The sequence below is a fragment of the Bacillus tuaregi genome (genome assembly GCF_900104575.1).
Taxonomy (GTDB): domain Bacteria; phylum Bacillota; class Bacilli; order Bacillales; family Cytobacillaceae; genus Bacillus_BD; species Bacillus_BD tuaregi.
The window spans coordinates 4,308,604-4,325,947 of record NZ_LT629731.1 but is presented as its reverse complement, the minus strand read 5'-3'; the positions used below and the strand labels follow the sequence as shown (position 1 = coordinate 4,325,947).

General features: G+C 40.1%; 25 protein-coding genes and 1 pseudogene. 24 read left to right on the top strand and 2 right to left on the bottom strand.

Annotation, left to right across the window (positions count from 1 at the left end; all coding sequences use genetic code 11):
* The first annotated feature begins 22 nt into the window (after positions 1-22).
* The 20 genes and pseudogenes from rplF to rpsI all read left to right on the top strand — a co-directional run bounded on the left by rplF (position 23) and on the right by rpsI (position 11,943).
* Positions 23-559, top strand: coding sequence for a 50S ribosomal protein L6 (gene rplF, locus BQ5321_RS23270; protein ID WP_071396703.1), 537 nt, complete (start codon positions 23-25; stop codon positions 557-559).
* A 32-nt stretch (positions 560-591) separates the two neighbouring features.
* A complete protein-coding gene (gene rplR, locus BQ5321_RS23265) occupies positions 592-954 on the top strand; it encodes a 50S ribosomal protein L18 (RefSeq protein ID WP_071396702.1) in 363 nt (120 codons plus the stop codon).
* Positions 955-978: 24 nt separating this feature from the next.
* Positions 979-1,479, top strand: coding sequence for a 30S ribosomal protein S5 (gene rpsE / locus BQ5321_RS23260; RefSeq protein ID WP_071396701.1), 501 nt, complete (start codon positions 979-981; stop codon positions 1,477-1,479).
* A gap of 13 nt (positions 1,480-1,492) precedes the next feature.
* The gene (gene rpmD / locus BQ5321_RS23255) at positions 1,493-1,675 is read left to right on the top strand and encodes a 50S ribosomal protein L30 (RefSeq protein ID WP_071396700.1); all 183 of its coding nucleotides are present in this window, start codon (positions 1,493-1,495) and stop codon (positions 1,673-1,675) included.
* 33 nt (positions 1,676-1,708) lie between these two features.
* Positions 1,709-2,149 (top strand): 50S ribosomal protein L15, encoded by a 441-nt coding sequence (rplO, locus tag BQ5321_RS23250; protein WP_071396699.1) that lies wholly within the window; start codon positions 1,709-1,711, stop codon positions 2,147-2,149.
* Complete coding sequence (gene secY / locus BQ5321_RS23245) at positions 2,149-3,444, top strand: preprotein translocase subunit SecY (RefSeq protein WP_071396698.1); 1,296 nt, start codon at positions 2,149-2,151, stop codon at positions 3,442-3,444. The genes rplO and secY overlap by 1 nt, the downstream gene beginning before the upstream one ends.
* 65 nt (positions 3,445-3,509) lie before the next feature.
* Positions 3,510-4,163 (top strand): adenylate kinase, encoded by a 654-nt coding sequence (locus BQ5321_RS23240; protein WP_071396697.1) that lies wholly within the window; start codon positions 3,510-3,512, stop codon positions 4,161-4,163.
* Positions 4,164-4,183: 20 nt separating this feature from the next.
* Positions 4,184-4,294 (top strand): annotated as a pseudogene (locus BQ5321_RS24775) (type I methionyl aminopeptidase); the annotation flags it as partial.
* Between the two features lie 78 nt (positions 4,295-4,372).
* Positions 4,373-4,591 (top strand): translation initiation factor IF-1, encoded by a 219-nt coding sequence (gene infA, locus BQ5321_RS23235; protein WP_009791305.1) that lies wholly within the window; start codon positions 4,373-4,375, stop codon positions 4,589-4,591.
* Between the two features lie 38 nt (positions 4,592-4,629).
* Positions 4,630-4,743 carry a 50S ribosomal protein L36 gene (rpmJ, locus tag BQ5321_RS23230; RefSeq protein WP_003156543.1) on the top strand — a complete coding sequence of 38 codons (114 nt, stop codon included), beginning with the start codon at positions 4,630-4,632 and terminating at the stop codon, positions 4,741-4,743.
* Between the two features lie 21 nt (positions 4,744-4,764).
* Positions 4,765-5,130 carry a 30S ribosomal protein S13 gene (rpsM, locus tag BQ5321_RS23225; RefSeq protein WP_071396696.1) on the top strand — a complete coding sequence of 122 codons (366 nt, stop codon included), beginning with the start codon at positions 4,765-4,767 and terminating at the stop codon, positions 5,128-5,130.
* 23 nt (positions 5,131-5,153) lie between these two features.
* Positions 5,154-5,543, top strand: coding sequence for a 30S ribosomal protein S11 (rpsK, locus tag BQ5321_RS23220; RefSeq protein WP_071396695.1), 390 nt, complete (start codon positions 5,154-5,156; stop codon positions 5,541-5,543).
* A gap of 170 nt (positions 5,544-5,713) precedes the next feature.
* A complete protein-coding gene (locus BQ5321_RS23215; RefSeq protein ID WP_071396694.1) occupies positions 5,714-6,658 on the top strand; it encodes a DNA-directed RNA polymerase subunit alpha in 945 nt (314 codons plus the stop codon).
* A 76-nt stretch (positions 6,659-6,734) separates the two neighbouring features.
* Positions 6,735-7,097 (top strand): 50S ribosomal protein L17, encoded by a 363-nt coding sequence (rplQ, locus tag BQ5321_RS23210; protein ID WP_071396693.1) that lies wholly within the window; start codon positions 6,735-6,737, stop codon positions 7,095-7,097.
* 552 nt (positions 7,098-7,649) lie between these two features.
* Positions 7,650-8,489: an energy-coupling factor ABC transporter ATP-binding protein gene (locus BQ5321_RS23205; protein WP_071396692.1), complete on the top strand. Its 840-nt coding sequence runs from the start codon at positions 7,650-7,652 to the stop codon at positions 8,487-8,489.
* Complete coding sequence (locus BQ5321_RS23200) at positions 8,465-9,334, top strand: energy-coupling factor ABC transporter ATP-binding protein (RefSeq protein ID WP_071396691.1); 870 nt, start codon at positions 8,465-8,467, stop codon at positions 9,332-9,334. The genes BQ5321_RS23205 and BQ5321_RS23200 overlap by 25 nt, the downstream gene beginning before the upstream one ends.
* Positions 9,331-10,128 carry an energy-coupling factor transporter transmembrane component T family protein gene (locus tag BQ5321_RS23195; RefSeq protein WP_071396690.1) on the top strand — a complete coding sequence of 266 codons (798 nt, stop codon included), beginning with the start codon at positions 9,331-9,333 and terminating at the stop codon, positions 10,126-10,128. Before BQ5321_RS23200 ends, BQ5321_RS23195 begins: the two co-directional genes overlap by 4 nt.
* Before the next feature lie 12 nt (positions 10,129-10,140).
* On the top strand, positions 10,141-10,878 hold the full coding sequence (gene truA / locus BQ5321_RS23190; RefSeq protein ID WP_071396689.1) for a tRNA pseudouridine(38-40) synthase TruA: 738 nt from the start codon (positions 10,141-10,143) through the stop codon (positions 10,876-10,878).
* 213 nt (positions 10,879-11,091) lie between these two features.
* A complete protein-coding gene (rplM, locus tag BQ5321_RS23185) occupies positions 11,092-11,529 on the top strand; it encodes a 50S ribosomal protein L13 (RefSeq protein ID WP_071396688.1) in 438 nt (145 codons plus the stop codon).
* A 21-nt stretch (positions 11,530-11,550) separates the two neighbouring features.
* Complete coding sequence (rpsI, locus tag BQ5321_RS23180) at positions 11,551-11,943, top strand: 30S ribosomal protein S9 (protein ID WP_071396687.1); 393 nt, start codon at positions 11,551-11,553, stop codon at positions 11,941-11,943.
* A gap of 446 nt (positions 11,944-12,389) precedes the next feature.
* On the opposite strand, the gene BQ5321_RS23175 is transcribed toward rpsI, so the two are convergent.
* On the bottom strand, positions 12,390-13,316 hold the full coding sequence (locus BQ5321_RS23175) for a nuclease-related domain-containing protein (protein ID WP_234978446.1): 927 nt from the start codon (positions 13,314-13,316) through the stop codon (positions 12,390-12,392).
* Between the two features lie 173 nt (positions 13,317-13,489).
* Between BQ5321_RS23175 and BQ5321_RS23170 the strand changes: the two genes are divergently transcribed.
* The 3 genes from BQ5321_RS23170 (at position 13,490) to BQ5321_RS23160 (ending at position 15,914) form a co-directional block, all read left to right on the top strand.
* A complete protein-coding gene (locus BQ5321_RS23170; protein WP_071396686.1) occupies positions 13,490-13,933 on the top strand; it encodes a YbaK family protein in 444 nt (147 codons plus the stop codon).
* An 80-nt stretch (positions 13,934-14,013) separates the two neighbouring features.
* Complete coding sequence (gene cwlD, locus BQ5321_RS23165) at positions 14,014-14,733, top strand: N-acetylmuramoyl-L-alanine amidase CwlD (RefSeq protein ID WP_071396685.1); 720 nt, start codon at positions 14,014-14,016, stop codon at positions 14,731-14,733.
* Positions 14,734-14,858: 125 nt separating this feature from the next.
* The gene (locus BQ5321_RS23160) at positions 14,859-15,914 is read left to right on the top strand and encodes an Mrp/NBP35 family ATP-binding protein (protein WP_071396684.1); all 1,056 of its coding nucleotides are present in this window, start codon (positions 14,859-14,861) and stop codon (positions 15,912-15,914) included.
* Between the two features lie 52 nt (positions 15,915-15,966).
* Here BQ5321_RS23160 and gerD read toward each other — a convergent pair whose 3' ends face one another.
* Positions 15,967-16,539, bottom strand: a complete 573-nt coding sequence (gene gerD, locus BQ5321_RS23155) for a spore germination lipoprotein GerD (RefSeq protein ID WP_071396683.1) — start codon at positions 16,537-16,539, stop codon at positions 15,967-15,969.
* Between the two features lie 147 nt (positions 16,540-16,686).
* Between gerD and BQ5321_RS23150 the strand changes: the two genes are divergently transcribed.
* Entirely contained in the window at positions 16,687-17,322 is a 636-nt protein-coding gene (locus BQ5321_RS23150; RefSeq protein WP_071396682.1) for a KinB-signaling pathway activation protein, read from the top strand.
* The last annotated feature ends 22 nt before the right edge of the window (positions 17,323-17,344 follow it).

Sequence of the window (17,344 nt, the reverse complement as noted above, 5' to 3'; positions counted from 1 at the left end):
TTCAAGAATGGAGGTGCAATAAATGTCTCGTGTAGGAAAAAAACCAATCGAAATTCCAGCTGGAGTTACGGTTTCATTTGATAAAAACACAGTGACTGTAAAAGGTCCTAAAGGTGAACTTTCTCGTTCATTTAACCCTGATATCCAAATCAACGTGGAGGATAATGTAATCACAGTATCTCGTCCATCTGATCAAAAAGAACACCGCGCATTGCACGGAACGACTCGCGCGTTGCTTTCTAACATGGTTGAAGGTGTTTCTAAAGGCTTTGAAAAGTCATTAGAACTAATCGGTGTCGGATATCGTGCACAAAAACAAGGTAAAAAACTTGTATTGAATGTTGGTTATTCTCACCCAGTTGAAATTGAACCTGAAGAAGGTATCGAAATTGAAGTGCCTGCGAATACAAAAGTTATTGTAAAAGGTACTAGTAAAGAACGTGTAGGCGCATTAGCTGCCAACATCCGTGACGTTCGTCCTCCTGAGCCATACAAAGGTAAAGGTATTCGTTATGAAGGCGAATTTGTACGTCGTAAGGAAGGTAAAACAGGTAAGTAATGCTGCATAGCTAAACGAAAGGAGTGACCAAGATGATTACGAAGGCTGATAAAAATGCAGTCCGTAAGAAAAGACACGCACGTGTGCGTGCTAAACTTTCTGGAACTGCTGCTCGTCCTCGTTTAAATGTGTACCGTTCAAACAAACACATTTATGCACAACTAATTGATGATGTTAATGGAGTTACTTTAGCAAGTGCTTCTACATTAGATAAAGAAGTTAGTGTTGAATCTTCAAGCAATCAAGATGCTGCAGTTAAGATCGGCGAATTAGTAGCAAAACGTGCTGTTGAAAAGGGTATTACATCTGTTGTATTTGACCGTGGAGGATACCTATATCATGGACGTGTAAAAGCATTAGCAGATGCTGCACGTGAGAACGGTTTACAATTCTAATAGATAAAGGAGGGACACAAAAAGATGCGTCGCATTGATTCAAATAAGCTAGAACTAGAAGAACGCGTAGTAACGGTTAACCGTGTTGCAAAGGTTGTTAAAGGTGGACGTCGTTTCCGTTTTACTGCATTAGTTGTTGTTGGCGATAAAAATGGCCATGTTGGATTTGGTACTGGAAAAGCGCAAGAGGTTCCTGATGCTATCCGTAAAGCAATTGAAGATGCTAAGAAAAACTTAATTGAAGTACCAATGGTTGGTACAACACTTCCTCACCAAGTGATTGGACACTATGGTGCTGGTGAAGTACTTCTAAAGCCTGCATCTGAAGGTACTGGAGTTATCGCTGGTGGACCAGTTCGTGCGGTACTTGAATTGGCTGGTGTGGGTGATATCCTATCTAAATCACTAGGAACTAACACTCCAATTAACATGATTCGTGCTACAATCGATGGTTTAAAACAAATGAAACGTGCTGAAGACGTAGCAAAATTACGTGGAAAATCAGTAGAAGAACTGTTAGGATAAGGAGGGAAATATAATGGCAAATAAATTACAAATTACCCTCACTCGCAGTGTTATCGGTCGACCACAAGATCAAAAAGAAACTGTTAAAGCTCTTGGTTTGCGTAAATTACACCAAACAGTTGAGCAGCAGGACAATCCTGCAATTCGCGGAATGATTAACAAAGTTGCTCACTTAGTAACAGTAAAAGAAAACTAATATCATTCTTCTTAAAAATAAGGAGGTGCCAAAATGAAACTTCATGAATTAAAACCTGCAGAGGGTTCACGTCAAGAGCGTAAGCGTAAAGGACGCGGTATCGGATCTGGTAATGGTAAAACTGCTGGTAAAGGTCATAAAGGACAAAATGCCCGTTCTGGCGGTGGTGTTCGTCTTGGATTTGAAGGTGGTCAAACTCCTTTATTCCGTCGTTTACCAAAACGTGGTTTTACAAACATTAACCGTAAAGAGTACGCGATCGTTAATCTTGATACTCTTAACCGATTTGAAGAGGGAACAGAAGTTACTCCAGAATTATTAATCGAAACAGGTGTTGTAAGTAACGAGAAATCTGGAATCAAAATCCTTGGTAAAGGAACTCTTGAAAAGAAACTTTCTGTTAAAGCTCACAAATTCTCCTCTGCTGCAAAGGAATCAATTGAAGCTGCCGGCGGTAATGCTGAGGTGATTTAATGTTTCAGACAATCTCCAATTTTATGCGCGTGGGTGATATAAGACGAAAGATCATATTCACCCTTTTAATGTTGATTGTATTTCGCATCGGTACATTTATTCCTGTACCGAATGTGAATGCAGAGATACTTGCTGCTCAAGATCAGCTCAGTGTGTTTGGAGTATTGAATACATTTGCTGGGGGAGCATTAAACAACTTCTCGATACTAGCAATGGGAATTATGCCGTACATTACGGCTTCCATCATCATTCAACTACTACAGATGGATGTTGTACCAAAATTTACGGAATGGTCAAAGCAAGGTGAAGTAGGTCGTCGCAAATTAGCTCAATTTACACGCTACTTTACAATCATACTTGGTTTTATTCAAGCTTTAGGTATGTCATATGGCTTTAATAATATGGCTGGTGGGATGTTAATTGAAAATCCAAGCATCAGTACTTACTTATTAATCGCTATCGTGCTTACAGCAGGAACTGCATTTCTTCTATGGTTAGGTGAACAAATCACCTCAAAGGGTGTGGGTAATGGGATATCCATTATCATCTTTGCAGGTATTGTTGCTGGGATACCAGGAACAGTTAACCAAATCTACGCACAACAATTCGAAAATGCTGGTGAAGATATCTTCATTCGTATTGTAACAGTATTGTTAATCCTACTTGCGATTATCGCGATTGTAGTTGGAGTTATCTTTGTGCAGGAAGCATTAAGAAAGATTCCAATTCAATATGCGAAGCGTATGGTTGCTGGTCGTACCCCTGTTGGAGGTCAATCCACACATTTACCATTAAAGGTAAACGCAGCTGGAGTTATTCCTGTCATTTTTGCTGTGTCATTTATTGTGACACCTAGGACGATTGCATCTTTCTTTGAACAAAATGATGTAACGCTTTGGATCCAAAAGGTATTTGATTATACGAATCCGATTGGTATGGTTATGTATGGTGCCTTAATCATCGCGTTTACTTATTTCTATGCCTTCATTCAAGTTAATCCTGAGCAGGTTGCTGAAAACTTGAAAAAGCAGGGTGGATATATACCTGGTATTCGTCCGGGATTAAATACCCAACAGTATTTAACAAGAACGTTATACCGCTTAACATTTGTTGGCTCTATATTTTTGACTGTGATTGCAATTTTGCCGGTATTCTTTACAAAAGTTGCTGGACTTCCGCAATCAGCACAAATTGGTGGTACTAGTCTATTGATTGTTATCGGTGTTGCGCTGGAAACGATGAAACAGCTGGAAGCACAATTAGTGAAACGTCATTATAAAGGGTTTATCAAATAAATTACTCATATAGGAATGGTGTTTCATTCTTATATAAAAGTCATTGGACCGAGGGGGGAATACGCATGAATTTAGTATTAATGGGGCTCCCTGGTGCCGGAAAAGGTACACAAGCTGAGAAAATCGTCGAAAAATACGGCATCCCTCACATTTCAACTGGGGATATGTTCCGTGCTGCCATAAAAGAAGGAACTGAGCTAGGCTTGAAAGCCAAGTCCTTTATGGATAAAGGAGACCTAGTTCCTGATGAGGTAACGATTGGTATAGTGCGTGAACGTTTAAGTAAAGATGATTGCAATAAAGGCTTTTTGCTTGATGGTTTCCCAAGAACGGTTGCCCAGGCAGAGGCTCTTGAAAACATTCTTTCTGACTTGAACAAAAAAATCGATTTTGTAATAAACATTGATGTGGACCAAGAGATTCTTATGGAGCGCTTAACAGGAAGACGTATTTGTAAGTCTTGCGGTGCAACATATCATCTTGTCTTTAACCCTCCTGCTAATCCGGATGTCTGTGATAAATGCGGTGGAGAGTTATATCAACGTGCTGATGATAATGAAGAAACGGTTGGTAATCGCTTAGAAGTAAATCTTAAGCAGACAAAACCATTGCTTGATTTTTATGAAACAAAAGGATACTTACGTAATATCAATGGTCAACAGGATATTCGTATCGTTTTTGCTGATCTCGATCAATTGCTCGGGAGCTTACATGAATGATCCTTTGTAAACATATGCGACTAGGTGAACGTTTATCGAACATCTCCCACACCATTCAATCGTATACAGAATCAAACGGCCTTTCCATTGCGCAAGAGTATGTGGGATCTAGCATAGGGCAAGACTTACATTAGGATCTAAATAATTCGCGCTTTAGGAATAAAGCCTTGAATAATATACAATTTGAAAAAGAAGGGAGTTTGTTCTCGATGGCGAAAGACGATGTAATTGAGATAGAAGGTACGGTTATTGAAACTTTACCTAACGCTATGTTTAAGGTAGAGTTAGAAAATGGTCATACAGTTTTGGCTCATGTATCAGGAAAAATTAGAATGCACTTTATTCGTATTTTACCTGGTGATAAGGTAACTGTTGAGCTTTCACCTTATGATTTGACTCGCGGAAGAATCACTTACCGTTTTAAATAAATCTCATTGCACTCCGTACTATTAAGGAGGTTAGGATAATGAAAGTAAGACCATCAGTAAAGCCGATCTGCGAGAAATGTAAAGTTATCCGCAGAAAAGGTAAAGTCATGGTTATCTGCGAAAACCCTAAACATAAACAAAAACAAGGTTAATAAGAAGGAGGTGCGCATCTAATGGCACGTATTGCAGGTGTAGATATTCCACGTGAAAAACGTATTGTTATCTCATTAACATATATCTATGGTATTGGTAAAGTAACAGCACAAAAGGTATTAGCTGAAGCAGGTGTTTCTGAAGATACACGTGTTCGTGACTTAACGGAGGACGAGTTAAACAAAATCCGTGAAATCATTGACAGACTAAAGGTTGAAGGTGACCTTCGTCGTGAAGTTTCCCTAAACATCAAACGTTTAATGGAAATTGGTTGCTACCGCGGTCTTCGTCATCGTCGTGGTTTACCAGTTCGTGGTCAAAATACTAAAAACAATGCTCGTACACGTAAAGGTCCTCGTAAGACTGTAGCGAACAAAAAGAAATAATCCGTAAAGGAGGTATACTATAAATGGCACGTAAAACAAATACACGCAAACGTCGTGTGAAAAAGAATATTGAAGCAGGAGTTGCACATATCCGTTCAACTTTTAATAACACAATTGTAACAATCACTGACGTACATGGGAACGCATTATCATGGTCAAGTGCTGGTGCACTAGGCTTTAAAGGTTCTCGTAAATCTACTCCATTTGCTGCACAAATGGCTGCTGAGACTGCTGCCAAAGCTTCAATGGAGCATGGTATGAAAACTTTAGAAGTTACTGTAAAAGGACCAGGTGCTGGACGTGAAGCCGCTATCCGTGCTCTTCAAGCTGCTGGACTAGAAGTAACAGCAATTAAAGACGTAACTCCTGTTCCTCATAACGGTTGTCGTCCTCCAAAACGTCGTCGTGTATAATTTTTCTGTATAGAATTTGTAACCTTGTCTATAATGGGTTATGATAGAAATTATTTTCATTATACAGGATAATTATTCCAGTTGTTGTGCACAAATGGGATTGTATACTGGGGGAATTTCGGTTAGGAATCTAGCCGGGGTTTCGACGTTTTGAAGGAGGGTATATTTTGATGATCGAAATAGAAAAACCAAAAATCGAAACGATTGAGATCAGCGATGATGCCAAGTATGGAAAGTTCGTCGTGGAGCCGCTTGAGCGTGGGTATGGTACTACATTAGGAAACTCCTTACGTCGTATTCTGTTATCCTCACTCCCTGGCGCTGCTGTTACATCGATTCAAATTGACGGAGTACTTCATGAGTTCTCTACAATTGAAGGTGTAGTTGAAGATGTTACGTCAATTATCCTAAACATTAAAAAGATGGCACTAAAAATCTATTCTGATGAAGAAAAGACTCTTGAGATTGATGTACAAGGCGAAGGTGTTGTGAAAGCAGCGGATGTAACTCACGATAGTGATGTTGAAATCCTTAATCCTGATCTTCACATTGCAACGCTTGGTTCAAATGGTCATTTACGGATGAGATTGACTGCCCGCCGTGGACGAGGATATACTCCTGCCGATCAAAACAAACGGGAAGACCAGCCAATCGGTGTAATTCCTATCGACTCTATTTACACTCCAGTTTCGCGTGTCTCTTACCAGGTGGAAAATACACGTGTCGGTCAATTGACTAACTTTGATAAGTTAACACTTGATGTTTGGACAGACGGCAGCACAGGACCGCAAGATGCAATTGCACTTGGGGCGAAGATATTAAATGAGCATTTAAACATCTTTGTCGGCTTGACAGATGAAGCTCAAAACGCTGAGATTATGGTTGAAAAAGAAGAAGATCAAAAAGAAAAAGTTCTTGAGATGACGATTGAAGAATTAGATCTTTCTGTTCGTTCATATAACTGCCTGAAGCGTGCAGGAATCAATACTGTTCAGGAATTAGCTAATAAGACTGAAGAAGATATGATGAAAGTACGGAACCTAGGTAGAAAATCTCTTGAAGAAGTAAAACATAAACTAGAAGAGCTTGGGTTAGGCTTACGTAAAGACGATTGATTTGCTCATAATGGGTAATAAACTTCTTTATGGTTAACCTGAGTGGCAAAACTTCAACAAAGGAGGGAAACTTTCCATGGGATACAGAAAGTTAGGACGTACTAGCTCACAACGTAAAGCTATGTTACGCGATTTAGCTACAGACTTAATTATTAACGAGCGCATTCAAACAACTGAAACTCGCGCAAAAGAGCTTCGCTCAGTTGTTGAAAAAATGATTACACTTGGTAAACGTGGAGATCTTCATGCTCGTCGTCAAGCAGCTGCTTTTATTCGTAATGAGGTAGCTAATGCTGAAACAAACCAAGATGCTTTACAAAAATTATTCGCTGATATCGCTCCACGCTATGAAGAGCGTCAAGGTGGATATACTCGTATCATGAAGCTTGGACCTCGTCGTGGTGACGGTGCTCCAATGGTTATCATCGAGTTAGTTTAATTACGAAGCTATTAACAACAAGGGCAAAGGACAGTTTTATATTGAACTTGTTCATTGCCCTTTTTTAAAAACGATGAGATGTTACTCTCATACAGCCAAAAAAGAGCGTTACGATGAGCATGTCCCTTCATATATCATGGATGGTACCTAATCCACGACTGGATAGGTGCTTGTATCTAACGATTCAGCGAGATACGGGCTGATATGTCTCGTCTAGCTCATGCGTCTTTTCACGTAATTGAAACAGGTAATCGAAATTATCTGTGTGAAAGGACGCAGGCTTTTTTGTGCTATTTAGTAGTTTGAGCAATGATTTGGGTGGCAATCACTACTCACAATTTGCAGAGGGGCCTCTGTGCTTGGTTGAAAGCTCTGCATATGTGCTCCACATAATTATGTCTGCTATATCGATTGCTTCACAATCATAAGCTCGCCAAATTGGCGAGTATTTTTTTTATTCCTTCCTATAGATTTCATTGGGATTAGTTTAGTATAGTGTAGAAAGATAGCGAATCGTGTCTTTGCGATTTTTGAGTAGAGAGGAGGACCAAGATGCGTAAGCCGCTTGTTCAAATCGAAAATATTTCGTATCAGTATGAAGACCAAACTGCCTTTGCTCTTGAGGATGTTTCAATGAATATCTATGAAGGTGAATGGCTGGCCATCGTTGGTCATAATGGTTCAGGCAAATCAACGCTGGCGAAGCTGCTTAACGGACTTCAATTTCCGATGACTGGAACCATCACTGTCTGTGGAATTTCATTAACAGAGGAAAGTGTCTGGGAGATTCGGAGGCAGGTAGGAATGGTGTTTCAAAATCCAGACAATCAATTCGTCGGGGCAACCGTTCAGGATGATGTTGCTTTTGCTCTGGAAAATAACGGTATCCAAAGAGAGGATATGGTCCAACGAGTGAAAAGCTCATTGGAAAAGGTACAAATGGAGTCTTTTCTAAATCAAGAGCCGCATAACCTTTCCGGAGGACAAAAGCAAAGAGTGGCCATTGCAGGTGTTATTGCATTGCGTCCTGCTCTGATTATTTTAGATGAAGCGACTTCCATGCTTGATCCCCGTGGTCGAGAAGAGGTTTTGAATACCGTTCGAGAATTAAAATCAGACCATAATATGACCGTCATTTCGATAACCCATGATTTAGAGGAGGCAGCAAAGGCGGATCGAATCATTGTCATGAATAAAGGAAAGCTCTACCGTGAAGGAACACCGGAAGAGATATTTCAAATGGATGAGGAATTAATTGCCCTGGGCTTGGATATTCCCTTTCCAGTTAAAATGAGCAAGCTGTTAAAAGAAAAGGGGATTAGCCTGACTAAGCCCTATTTATCAGAAAAAGAGTTGGTGGCAGAGCTATGGACATCTCACTTCAACAAGTAGAATACCGTTACCAGGCCAATACACCCTTTGAACGGCTGGCGTTAAAAAATGTGTCCTTTGACATTCCCGAAGGCACATACCTTGCGATTATCGGTCATACGGGCTCTGGTAAGTCAACGGTACTTCAGCATTTAAATGCCCTTTTAAAGCCGACAAAGGGAAAAATCATCATTGGTGATACAGAGATAAATGCGGGTCAAAAGCAAAAGAATTTAAAAAAGGTAAGACAGCGAGTTGGGATTGTGTTTCAATTTCCCGAGCATCAATTATTTGAGGAAACGATTGAAAAGGATATCTGCTTCGGACCGATGAATTTTGGTGTATCAGAGGACGAAGCAAAGCGGAGAGCTAGAGATGTAATAAATCAGGTAGGTCTTTCAGAGGAGTTTTTACAGAAGTCTCCCTTCGACCTATCCGGCGGACAAATGAGACGGGTAGCGATTGCAGGTGTTCTAGCGATGGAGCCTGATGTGATTGTTTTGGATGAGCCAACAGCTGGTCTTGACCCGCGTGGACGGAAGGAAATCATGGATATGTTCTATTCGCTTCATAAGGAGAAGAACCTGTCCACCATACTCGTTACCCATAGCATGGAGGATGCCGCTCGTTATGCAGATCAAATTATTGTGATGCATAAGGGTGAGGTCTTTAAAAAGGGAGCCCCCGAGGAAATCTTTGCTGCACCTGAAGGTTTGTTGGAGATGGGGTTAGATGTCCCTGAGGTTATTCGGTTTCAGAAAAGCTTTGAGGAGACCTGTCAGGTTAAACTGGACCACATTTGCCTGACAATAGAGCAGCTCGCTGATGCAGTGGCAGAATGTATGAAGAGAGGTGTGCCAAAATGATGGATAAAATGATTTTTGGCCGCTATGTTCCAGCAGAGTCTCTACTTCATCGCATGGATCCAAGGTCAAAGCTTCTTATTGTGTTTCTTTTTGTTTGTGTTGTCTTTATTGCCAATAATGTCATTACCTATGGTCTTCTATTAGCCTATACGGTGTTTATGATCATGCAGTCAAAGGTACCAGTACGATTTATTTTAATTGGACTTATCCCTGTTTTATGGCTTGTATTATTCACTTTGCTCATCCATTTCTTTTTTACCCGTGAAGGGGAGCTTTTACTCGATTGGGGCTGGATTAAGATCTATGAGGAAGGGGTTAGACAAGGGATCTTTATTTCCCTGCGCTTTTTCCTGCTTATCCTGTTGACGTCGTTACTGACATTAACAACCACGCCAATCGAGATAACGGATGGAATTGAGTATCTGCTTGCACCGCTGAAAAAAATTAAATTCCCGGTCCATGAATTGGCTTTAATGATGTCGATTTCCCTTCGGTTCATTCCGACACTCATGCAGGAAACAGATATTATTATGAAGGCGCAAACGGCCCGTGGAGTTGATTTTTCAAGCGGACCGATAAAGGATCGTCTGAAGGCCATTATTCCGCTTCTTATCCCGTTATTTATCAGCTCGTTTAAAAGGGCAGAGGAGTTGGCGATTGCCATGGAAGCACGAGGCTATCGCGGCGGTGAAGGCAGAACAAAGTACCGCCAGTTAAACTGGACATTTAAGGATACGGCCATGCTGTTGCTTCTGGCCGCTGTAACAGTCCTATTAATCATTTTTAGAACGTAATGAGGGTATAGAATGCAGCGTTATAAATGTACAATTAGCTACGATGGAACGATGTTTTCAGGCTATCAGGTTCAGCCGAATAATCGAACAGTCCAGAGTGAAATCGAAGCCGCATTAGAAAAACTTCATAAAGGCAATCCTGTTAGAATTACGTCTTCTGGTAGAACGGATGCAGGAGTACATGCGCGGGGTCAGGTAATCCATTTTGATTCTCCTTTACAAATCCCTGAAGATAGATGGGTAAAGGCACTTCATTCACTCTTGTCTGACGAAATAGCGGTTAGAAAGGTAGAAAAGGCTGCTCCAGATTTCCATGCCCGCTTTGATGCTAAGGGTAAGGAGTATCGCTATTATGTCCGCATGTCTGACGCTAGAGACCCCTTTACCAGGCATTATCAATATCAATATGGCTATGGGCTTGATATCGACCAAATGAAGGCGGCTGCAGCCCAATTAATAGGAACTCATGACTTTACCAGCTTTTGTTCGGCAAAAACAGAAGTAGATGACCGAGTTCGGACAATTCACCTGATTGATATTGAACAAGACGGGGAACGTCTCATGTTCCGCTTTGCTGGGAACGGTTTTCTTTATAATATGGTCAGAATCCTTGTCGGGACCCTATTGGAAGCAGGCCGCGGTATGCATCAGCCGGAAGACATGAAAAGGATTCTATTCGGCAAGGACCGCAGTCTAGCAGGGAAAACAGCACCTGCACATGGCTTGTATTTATGGGAGGTATATTATTAATAACGGCAGTGGAACAACATTTCTAAAGCCGTTAGAAATTTTCTTTCCATAACAACTAAACCTGGTGTAACATTTTCTTGACATTAGATATGTTAGGTTATATTATTATATGGTATGATTTTTAATCCCACGATAAGCCCCGGAACTTATTGTGATTAAATACGATATGAACTTTTTTAAAAAAATGAATTGTAATTATTAGGAGGGAAACACATGCGTACAACGTTTATGGCGAATGCACAAAATATTGAGCGTAAATGGTACGTGGTTGATGCAGCAGGCAAAACTTTAGGTCGTCTTTCTACTGAAGTTGCATCTATCTTACGCGGTAAACATAAACCAACTTACACACCACATGTTGACACAGGTGATCACGTAATCATTTTAAATGCTTCAAAAATCGAATTGACAGGTAATAAATTACAAGATAAAATTTACTACCGTCACAGTAACCACCCAGGTGGTCTTAAGCAAAGAACGGCTAATGAAATGCGTACAAACTACCCAGAAAGAATGCTTGAACTAGCAATCAAAGGTATGCTTCCAAAGAATACTCTTGGTCGTCAAATGTTCAGCAAATTACACGTATACGCTGGTAGCGAACATCCGCACCAAGCTCAAAAACCTGAAGTTTACGAACTTCGTGGATAATTTATAAGGGAGGTTATTATCTTGGCACAGGTTCAATATATCGGTACTGGTCGTCGTAAAAGCTCCGTTGCACGTGTTCGTTTAGTTCCAGGCGACGGTAAAGTAATCATCAATGGTCGTGAAATGGTTGAGTATATTCCATTCGCTGCATTACGTGAGGTTGTTAACCAACCTTTAGTAGCTACTGAAACTCTTGGCAGCTATGATGTTCTTGTAAATGTAAATGGTGGAGGTTACACTGGTCAAGCTGGAGCAATCCGTCACGGTATCGCTCGTGCGTTACTACAAGCTGACCCAGAATTCCGTTCAACACTAAAGCGCGCTGGATTACTTACTCGTGACCCACGTATGAAAGAACGTAAAAAATACGGTCTTAAAGGCGCTCGTCGTGCACCTCAGTTCTCAAAACGTTAATTTTTACATTGGCGTATCAGACTCCCAAGCAATTGCTTGGGGGTTTTTTTGTTTTATATATTTTTTAGTTAATAAATAAAAGATTTTACGGGATAAGCGACCGAAAAAGGAAATCGAGGATCAATTGGGTAGCGTATAAAGGGGATAAGCGACCGAATAAGGAAATCGAGAATCAATTGGGTAGCGTATAAAGGGGATAAGCGACCGAAAAAGGAAATCGAGGATCAATTGGGTAGCGTATAAAGGGGATAAGCGACCGAATAAGGAAATCGAGAATCAATTGGGTAGCGTATAAAGGGGATAAGCGACCGATAAAAGGGAATCAGAACAAGTAGGGTAGCTTATGCATGGCATAGGCTACCCAAAAAAAGTAATCGTGGCTATTTTAGCTGCCAATTGTCTAGACCTGTAGTCATAAGGCAGCCTTTAACGCAACTAAATAACTATCATTCATAATAAGTCCACTTCCCATAACCAATCACGTTATAATTCTCCTTAAGAATGCGAGCAATCTGCTTTTTTGACACAATTACATCACACCAATCATAAACAATATTCGTCGTAATCATCGTATCCGGAAAAAGCAAACGCAATTCCTCCACACACCGCAAAACAACTGTATCAATTCCCTCTTCGAAACCGCACACCATACATTTAGCTTTTCGGATGACTTCAGAAGTGATAAAAGAATGACACTTAGGACATGCAACGCCCTTTTTCAACTGGTTATACTGATAGTCCGGTAATCTCGGAGGTAAAATTTGATGCTGCGAAATTAATTGATCGGCGAGCTTCCTATAGTGGACATTTATTTTTGCTGATTTTTGCTGAAGTTTTTTCATAAAGCGGTTGATTTGGGTGGGGAGAATAATTGGTGCATGAATGGGGGCCTGGAATAAAGTAAACTCGGGGTTGATAAAAATAACGTATCCTTCAATGTTTGAATGATATCCTAGGCTTCGTAGCAGATGACTCAACAATAATTTACTGCGCTTGAGTTGATCCAATGGATTCATCAATTCTGTCTTATTGATTGAAAAGAAGCCTTCATTCGCATAATACGCGTCCCCTTCGAAATTTTTAACCTCAATCAGGTAATATGTATCCTGCGAGATGAGTAACGTGTCAATTTGAAAAACTGAGCGATTAAACTCCAAACATAAATCATTTAAGATAAAAACTTCAGATTGTAGCTTTTCTGTTAACAGGTCAAACATCACTTCTCCTTGATAGCCTTTTTCTAATCTCATCAATCGGCCCTTTTCTTCGGTGGATAAATCGATACGCGCATCTAGTGAGCGTAGTGCACTTAATTCAATGGGCATCGTTCGTTCCTTTAACAGCATACTCCACTTCCTTTCTTCAACATGCATATTTCTCCTTTATTTTAACTAAATTAAAACTTATTTCCAGTAATCTTTATTAACGATCTGTTAACGTTTCGCCTTTTTATAATCTGAATAAAAATTGGCAGTTAAATCAGACCCACGATATGAATGACTCTTTTCTTGTAGTTAAAGACTACTTTTAAAGAGGTGAAAAAGAAGTGAATGTCATTACAACCTTTGTAGAAAAAAGAAGAGAGAAACAGATTAAATATGAAAAGTCCGTTCTTCGCGAGATATCGGTGAAGGCGTTAAAGGAAAAGGTACAGCAATACTTCGGTTCATCGCGGTTAACACAAAGCTTGATTATGAATACAGGGATAGAAGAGGCTTGCTATGATGTAGCTATTGAAGCCTATTTATTGGGAGCTAATATGGGCCGGTTCGGTTATTACGGGGAATCGGCAAAGGAAGTGAAAAAGCGTTGTCAGCAGGAGGAGAAGCATCTTGTTGATACTTTATATAATTTTTTATTGTACTGGGGTAGTGGGGAAGAAGGCGCCATGAGTGAATCGCTCTATTATCTCTGCGAGCAGTATGTAGATAGCTGGTGGATGGAGGGCTTTTTTAAAGGTGAAAGGAGAATTAAGCTAAAGCTCCATTAATTCCTTTTCATAGTTCTACCCCTTCCACTTGTCCCATATATTGTGTTAGAAGGACAAGTCGGAGGGATTGATGGATACTTATGAAAAAAGGCTGGAAAATAAGTTTATTTTCACTTGGACTTATCGTCCTGTTTTTTATTTTGCAGTATGATTTCTCGGAGGAGGAATCTTGGAATTCCTGGAACCTGCCTTTGTCTGGCAAAGTCATATTGATTGATCCTGGTCATGGCGGTCCGGATGGCGGAGCAGGGGATAAAGATGCATTGGAAAAGGATATTGCCTTAGATGTCTCATTAAAGCTAAGGGACTACCTTCAGGAGCAAGGCGCACTCACTGTGATGACGAGAGAGGTCGATAAAGATTTAGCTGATAAGGAGACAAGAGGTTACAGCAGAAGGAAAGTGGAAGACTTAAAAAAGCGGCTTGAAATGATTAACAAGAAGGATGTGGATTTTTATGTCAGTATCCATCTTAATTCCATCCCTTCCCCAAGATGGAGCGGGGCGCAAACCTTCTATGCTCCTCAATTTGAAGAAAATGAACGAGCCGCAAAGTTTATCCAGGATGAATTTAAAATCAATCTGGGTAATACAAAACGTGAAGCAAAGCCGATAAACCATGTCTATATATTAAAGCATGCTAAAAACCCGGGTGTATTAGTGGAGGTAGGGTTCCTATCCCACCCGGAAGAAAGAAAACGTTTAAAGGATGATAGCTATCAAGATATGCTCGCAGCCTCCATTTATAATGGGATAATAAGATATTATACTGAGGAAAGTGAAATAGTTATCCCTGAGTAAGGCGTTTTTTAGACGCCTTTTTTGTTTTTGAACTAGATTAGCGGTAAAGTGTGATGTGTATTAATAGTGATTTTCACTCCCTGTGGTATACTGTGAGATAGAATAGAATAAGGTAGGTGCTAATAATGATAACAGTAGAAAAAGCGAAGGAGCTTTTGAGTCCAATTAAAGAGCCTTTCTTACATATTTCATTAGCAGAATTAAATGCTATTGAGGAGATCAAAGTTAAGGAAGAGAAGAATCACGTCAGTGTTAAGATTGCAATCACGAAAACAGGAACAGCAGAGCAGTTGCAGCTACAAACGGAAATCGTGAATCTATTAAAGGAAGCGGGTGCGGAAACAGTCGGAATCCGCTTTGCTGAATTACCAGCAGAGGTCATTGCTAAATATCAAGCTGAAGCTCCTAAAGAGGATGCTGGATTATTGTCACCAAATAGCAAAACAACCTTCATTGCGATTGCAAGTGGTAAGGGTGGCGTTGGGAAGTCTACAATCTCTGTCAATTTAGCGGTAGCCTTAGCTAGATTAGGTAAGAAGGTAGGTCTTGTCGATGCCGATATTTACGGCTTCAGTGTACCTGATATGATGGGCATCACAACTCGCCCAGCTGTCAAAGGGGAAAAAATCATCCCTGTTGAGCGCTTTGGTGTGCAGGTTATTTCCATGGGCTTCTTTGTAGAGGATAACTCACCAATCATTTGGCGCGGCCCAATGCTAGGAAAAATGCTGAACAGCTTCTTTAAAGAGGTTACCTGGGGTGATTTAGATTACCTACTGCTTGACCTTCCTCCAGGAACTGGAGACGTTGCCCTTGATCTTCATACCATGCTACCAACATGTAAAGAGGTTATTGTCACAACTCCACATCCTACAGCAGCCTTTGTTGCAGCTCGTGCCGGAGCGATGGCATTAAAAACAGATCACGAAATTTTAGGTGTTATTGAAAATATGTCCTACTTTGAAAGTAAAGTAACAGGTGAAAAGGAATATGTGTTTGGTAAGGGCGGTGGAGATAAGCTAGCTGAAGTATTAAATACTGAGCTTCTCGGTCAACTGCCATTAGCACAGCCAGATTGGAACGAAGAGGATTTTGCACCGTCTGTATACCAAGAGGATCACCAGCTAGGAAAAGTATATTTGGATATTGCACAAAAAGTGGTGCAAAATTTAGGTAAATAAAATCAGCTTAAGAAAAAAGAGCTCCTTCTAGCAAAGAGCTCTTTTTTCTTACTTATGCTTCTTCTTTTTTCTCTTCAGATGCTTTTGTTTCAGCGGCTTTTAACAGCAGCTCCTGAATCTTTGTCTGATATAGAGGGCTCTCAATGGTTTCTGATACAACCTGCTTTAGGTGCTCCCGATATTCATTTCCTTTTAAAACCGTTGTCATTTCCTTCTCAAGCTCAGGGTCCTTCATGACCTCAATCATTTTACTGCGATATTCTGGGTCATTCATTAAATTTTTCAGCAGATGTTCATTTTCCTTTTGCATCGTTTTAGCAATGGTTTCAGCGAATTTTGGATCCTCAAAGGTTTTTTTCCAAAACTCAATCCCTTTCTCACTTGTTAAAGTATTTTGTACGGTATCTGTAACAATTGCCTGATCCATGATCAGCTGTTGTCTCAGCTTTTCATCTGACATCACTTCTTGAATGGCCTTTTTACCATCGTCTGTTTTTAAAATATCAACAACCATTTTCTTCGTTTCTTCATAGTCTAATTGACCGCCACCTGCTTCCTCCTGGGCACAACCAGCGATAATGAAAATGGCAAATAAGGGAGGGAGAAAGGATTTTATAGGTTTCATCTTGGATAGCTCCTTTCAGAGTAATTCTTACCTTTAGGATGAAGATTTTTGATTAATATTATTCGTAGCAAAGCTATTCCTAGATTTTTCAAGGTTTGGTTGATACAATGTCTTTAATGGAAGATTTTTATATTGGGGGATAGCGTTGTGACTAGTCGAAACGTAGTTAGATTATTTTTTACTACCTTATTAATCGGCGCATTTGTAACAGGGGTAACGGGATTTATTATTCGGTGGGACGAGTTTGCGCCTTATTTTTTGAATCTTAACATTTTAAAAATTATTTCAACATTCCTTTGGCTCTGCGGTGTGGGTCTTATTTTTAGCTTAGTCAGTCAGGTTTCATTTTTTGCCTACCTTACTGTTCACCGATTTGGACTGGGGATTTTTAAGTCAGCGTCATTATGGAATGGAGTCCAAGTCGTTTTTATCCTCTTTGCTCTATATGATTTAGTCTATTTCCGCTATAATTCTTTTGCCGAAGCGGGAGAAGGGATTCTTCCTTACCTAGTCCCTGCAATCCTGATTCTAGTTGTTGGCTTGATAGTAGCGTATTTCAAGGTTAAACAAACCAATAAAAGTGCCTTTATTCCAGCATTGTTTTTTATGGTTGTAGTCACAATTCTCGATTGGGTACCGATTGTGAGGTTAAATGACTATAATTGGCTCTATCTAATGGTCTTTCCGTTATTAGTATGTAATGCTTACCAGCTGCTTATTCTTAATAAACTACATGAAAACTCAATCAAAGAAAGACAAGCAAAAGCGAATAAATCGGCATAATACAGATTAAAAAAGAAAAAAG

What these genes read in the sequence shown, in the direction of transcription:
- truA (WP_071396689.1), top strand. Translation starts at nt 10,141, where the DNA reads ATGCAGCGTTATAAATGTACAATTAGCTACGATGGAACGATGTTTTCA.
- rplM (WP_071396688.1), top strand. Translation starts at nt 11,092, where the DNA reads ATGCGTACAACGTTTATGGCGAATGCACAAAATATTGAGCGTAAATGG.
- rpmD (WP_071396700.1), top strand. Translation starts at nt 1,493, where the DNA reads ATGGCAAATAAATTACAAATTACCCTCACTCGCAGTGTTATCGGTCGA.
- rplF (WP_071396703.1), top strand. Translation starts at nt 23, where the DNA reads ATGTCTCGTGTAGGAAAAAAACCAATCGAAATTCCAGCTGGAGTTACG.
- BQ5321_RS23195 (WP_071396690.1), top strand. Translation starts at nt 9,331, where the DNA reads ATGATGGATAAAATGATTTTTGGCCGCTATGTTCCAGCAGAGTCTCTA.
- rpmJ (WP_003156543.1), top strand. Translation starts at nt 4,630, where the DNA reads ATGAAAGTAAGACCATCAGTAAAGCCGATCTGCGAGAAATGTAAAGTT.
- BQ5321_RS23160 (WP_071396684.1), top strand. Translation starts at nt 14,859, where the DNA reads ATGATAACAGTAGAAAAAGCGAAGGAGCTTTTGAGTCCAATTAAAGAG.
- rplQ (WP_071396693.1), top strand. Translation starts at nt 6,735, where the DNA reads ATGGGATACAGAAAGTTAGGACGTACTAGCTCACAACGTAAAGCTATG.
- rplO (WP_071396699.1), top strand. Translation starts at nt 1,709, where the DNA reads ATGAAACTTCATGAATTAAAACCTGCAGAGGGTTCACGTCAAGAGCGT.
- secY (WP_071396698.1), top strand. Translation starts at nt 2,149, where the DNA reads ATGTTTCAGACAATCTCCAATTTTATGCGCGTGGGTGATATAAGACGA.
- cwlD (WP_071396685.1), top strand. Translation starts at nt 14,014, where the DNA reads ATGAAAAAAGGCTGGAAAATAAGTTTATTTTCACTTGGACTTATCGTC.
- rpsK (WP_071396695.1), top strand. Translation starts at nt 5,154, where the DNA reads ATGGCACGTAAAACAAATACACGCAAACGTCGTGTGAAAAAGAATATT.
- gerD (WP_071396683.1), bottom strand. Translation starts at nt 16,539, where the DNA reads ATGAAACCTATAAAATCCTTTCTCCCTCCCTTATTTGCCATTTTCATT.
- BQ5321_RS23205 (WP_071396692.1), top strand. Translation starts at nt 7,650, where the DNA reads ATGCGTAAGCCGCTTGTTCAAATCGAAAATATTTCGTATCAGTATGAA.
- BQ5321_RS23240 (WP_071396697.1), top strand. Translation starts at nt 3,510, where the DNA reads ATGAATTTAGTATTAATGGGGCTCCCTGGTGCCGGAAAAGGTACACAA.
- BQ5321_RS23200 (WP_071396691.1), top strand. Translation starts at nt 8,465, where the DNA reads ATGGACATCTCACTTCAACAAGTAGAATACCGTTACCAGGCCAATACA.
- BQ5321_RS23175 (WP_234978446.1), bottom strand. Translation starts at nt 13,316, where the DNA reads ATGCATGTTGAAGAAAGGAAGTGGAGTATGCTGTTAAAGGAACGAACG.
- BQ5321_RS23215 (WP_071396694.1), top strand. Translation starts at nt 5,714, where the DNA reads ATGATCGAAATAGAAAAACCAAAAATCGAAACGATTGAGATCAGCGAT.
- rpsE (WP_071396701.1), top strand. Translation starts at nt 979, where the DNA reads ATGCGTCGCATTGATTCAAATAAGCTAGAACTAGAAGAACGCGTAGTA.
- rpsM (WP_071396696.1), top strand. Translation starts at nt 4,765, where the DNA reads ATGGCACGTATTGCAGGTGTAGATATTCCACGTGAAAAACGTATTGTT.
- rplR (WP_071396702.1), top strand. Translation starts at nt 592, where the DNA reads ATGATTACGAAGGCTGATAAAAATGCAGTCCGTAAGAAAAGACACGCA.
- infA (WP_009791305.1), top strand. Translation starts at nt 4,373, where the DNA reads ATGGCGAAAGACGATGTAATTGAGATAGAAGGTACGGTTATTGAAACT.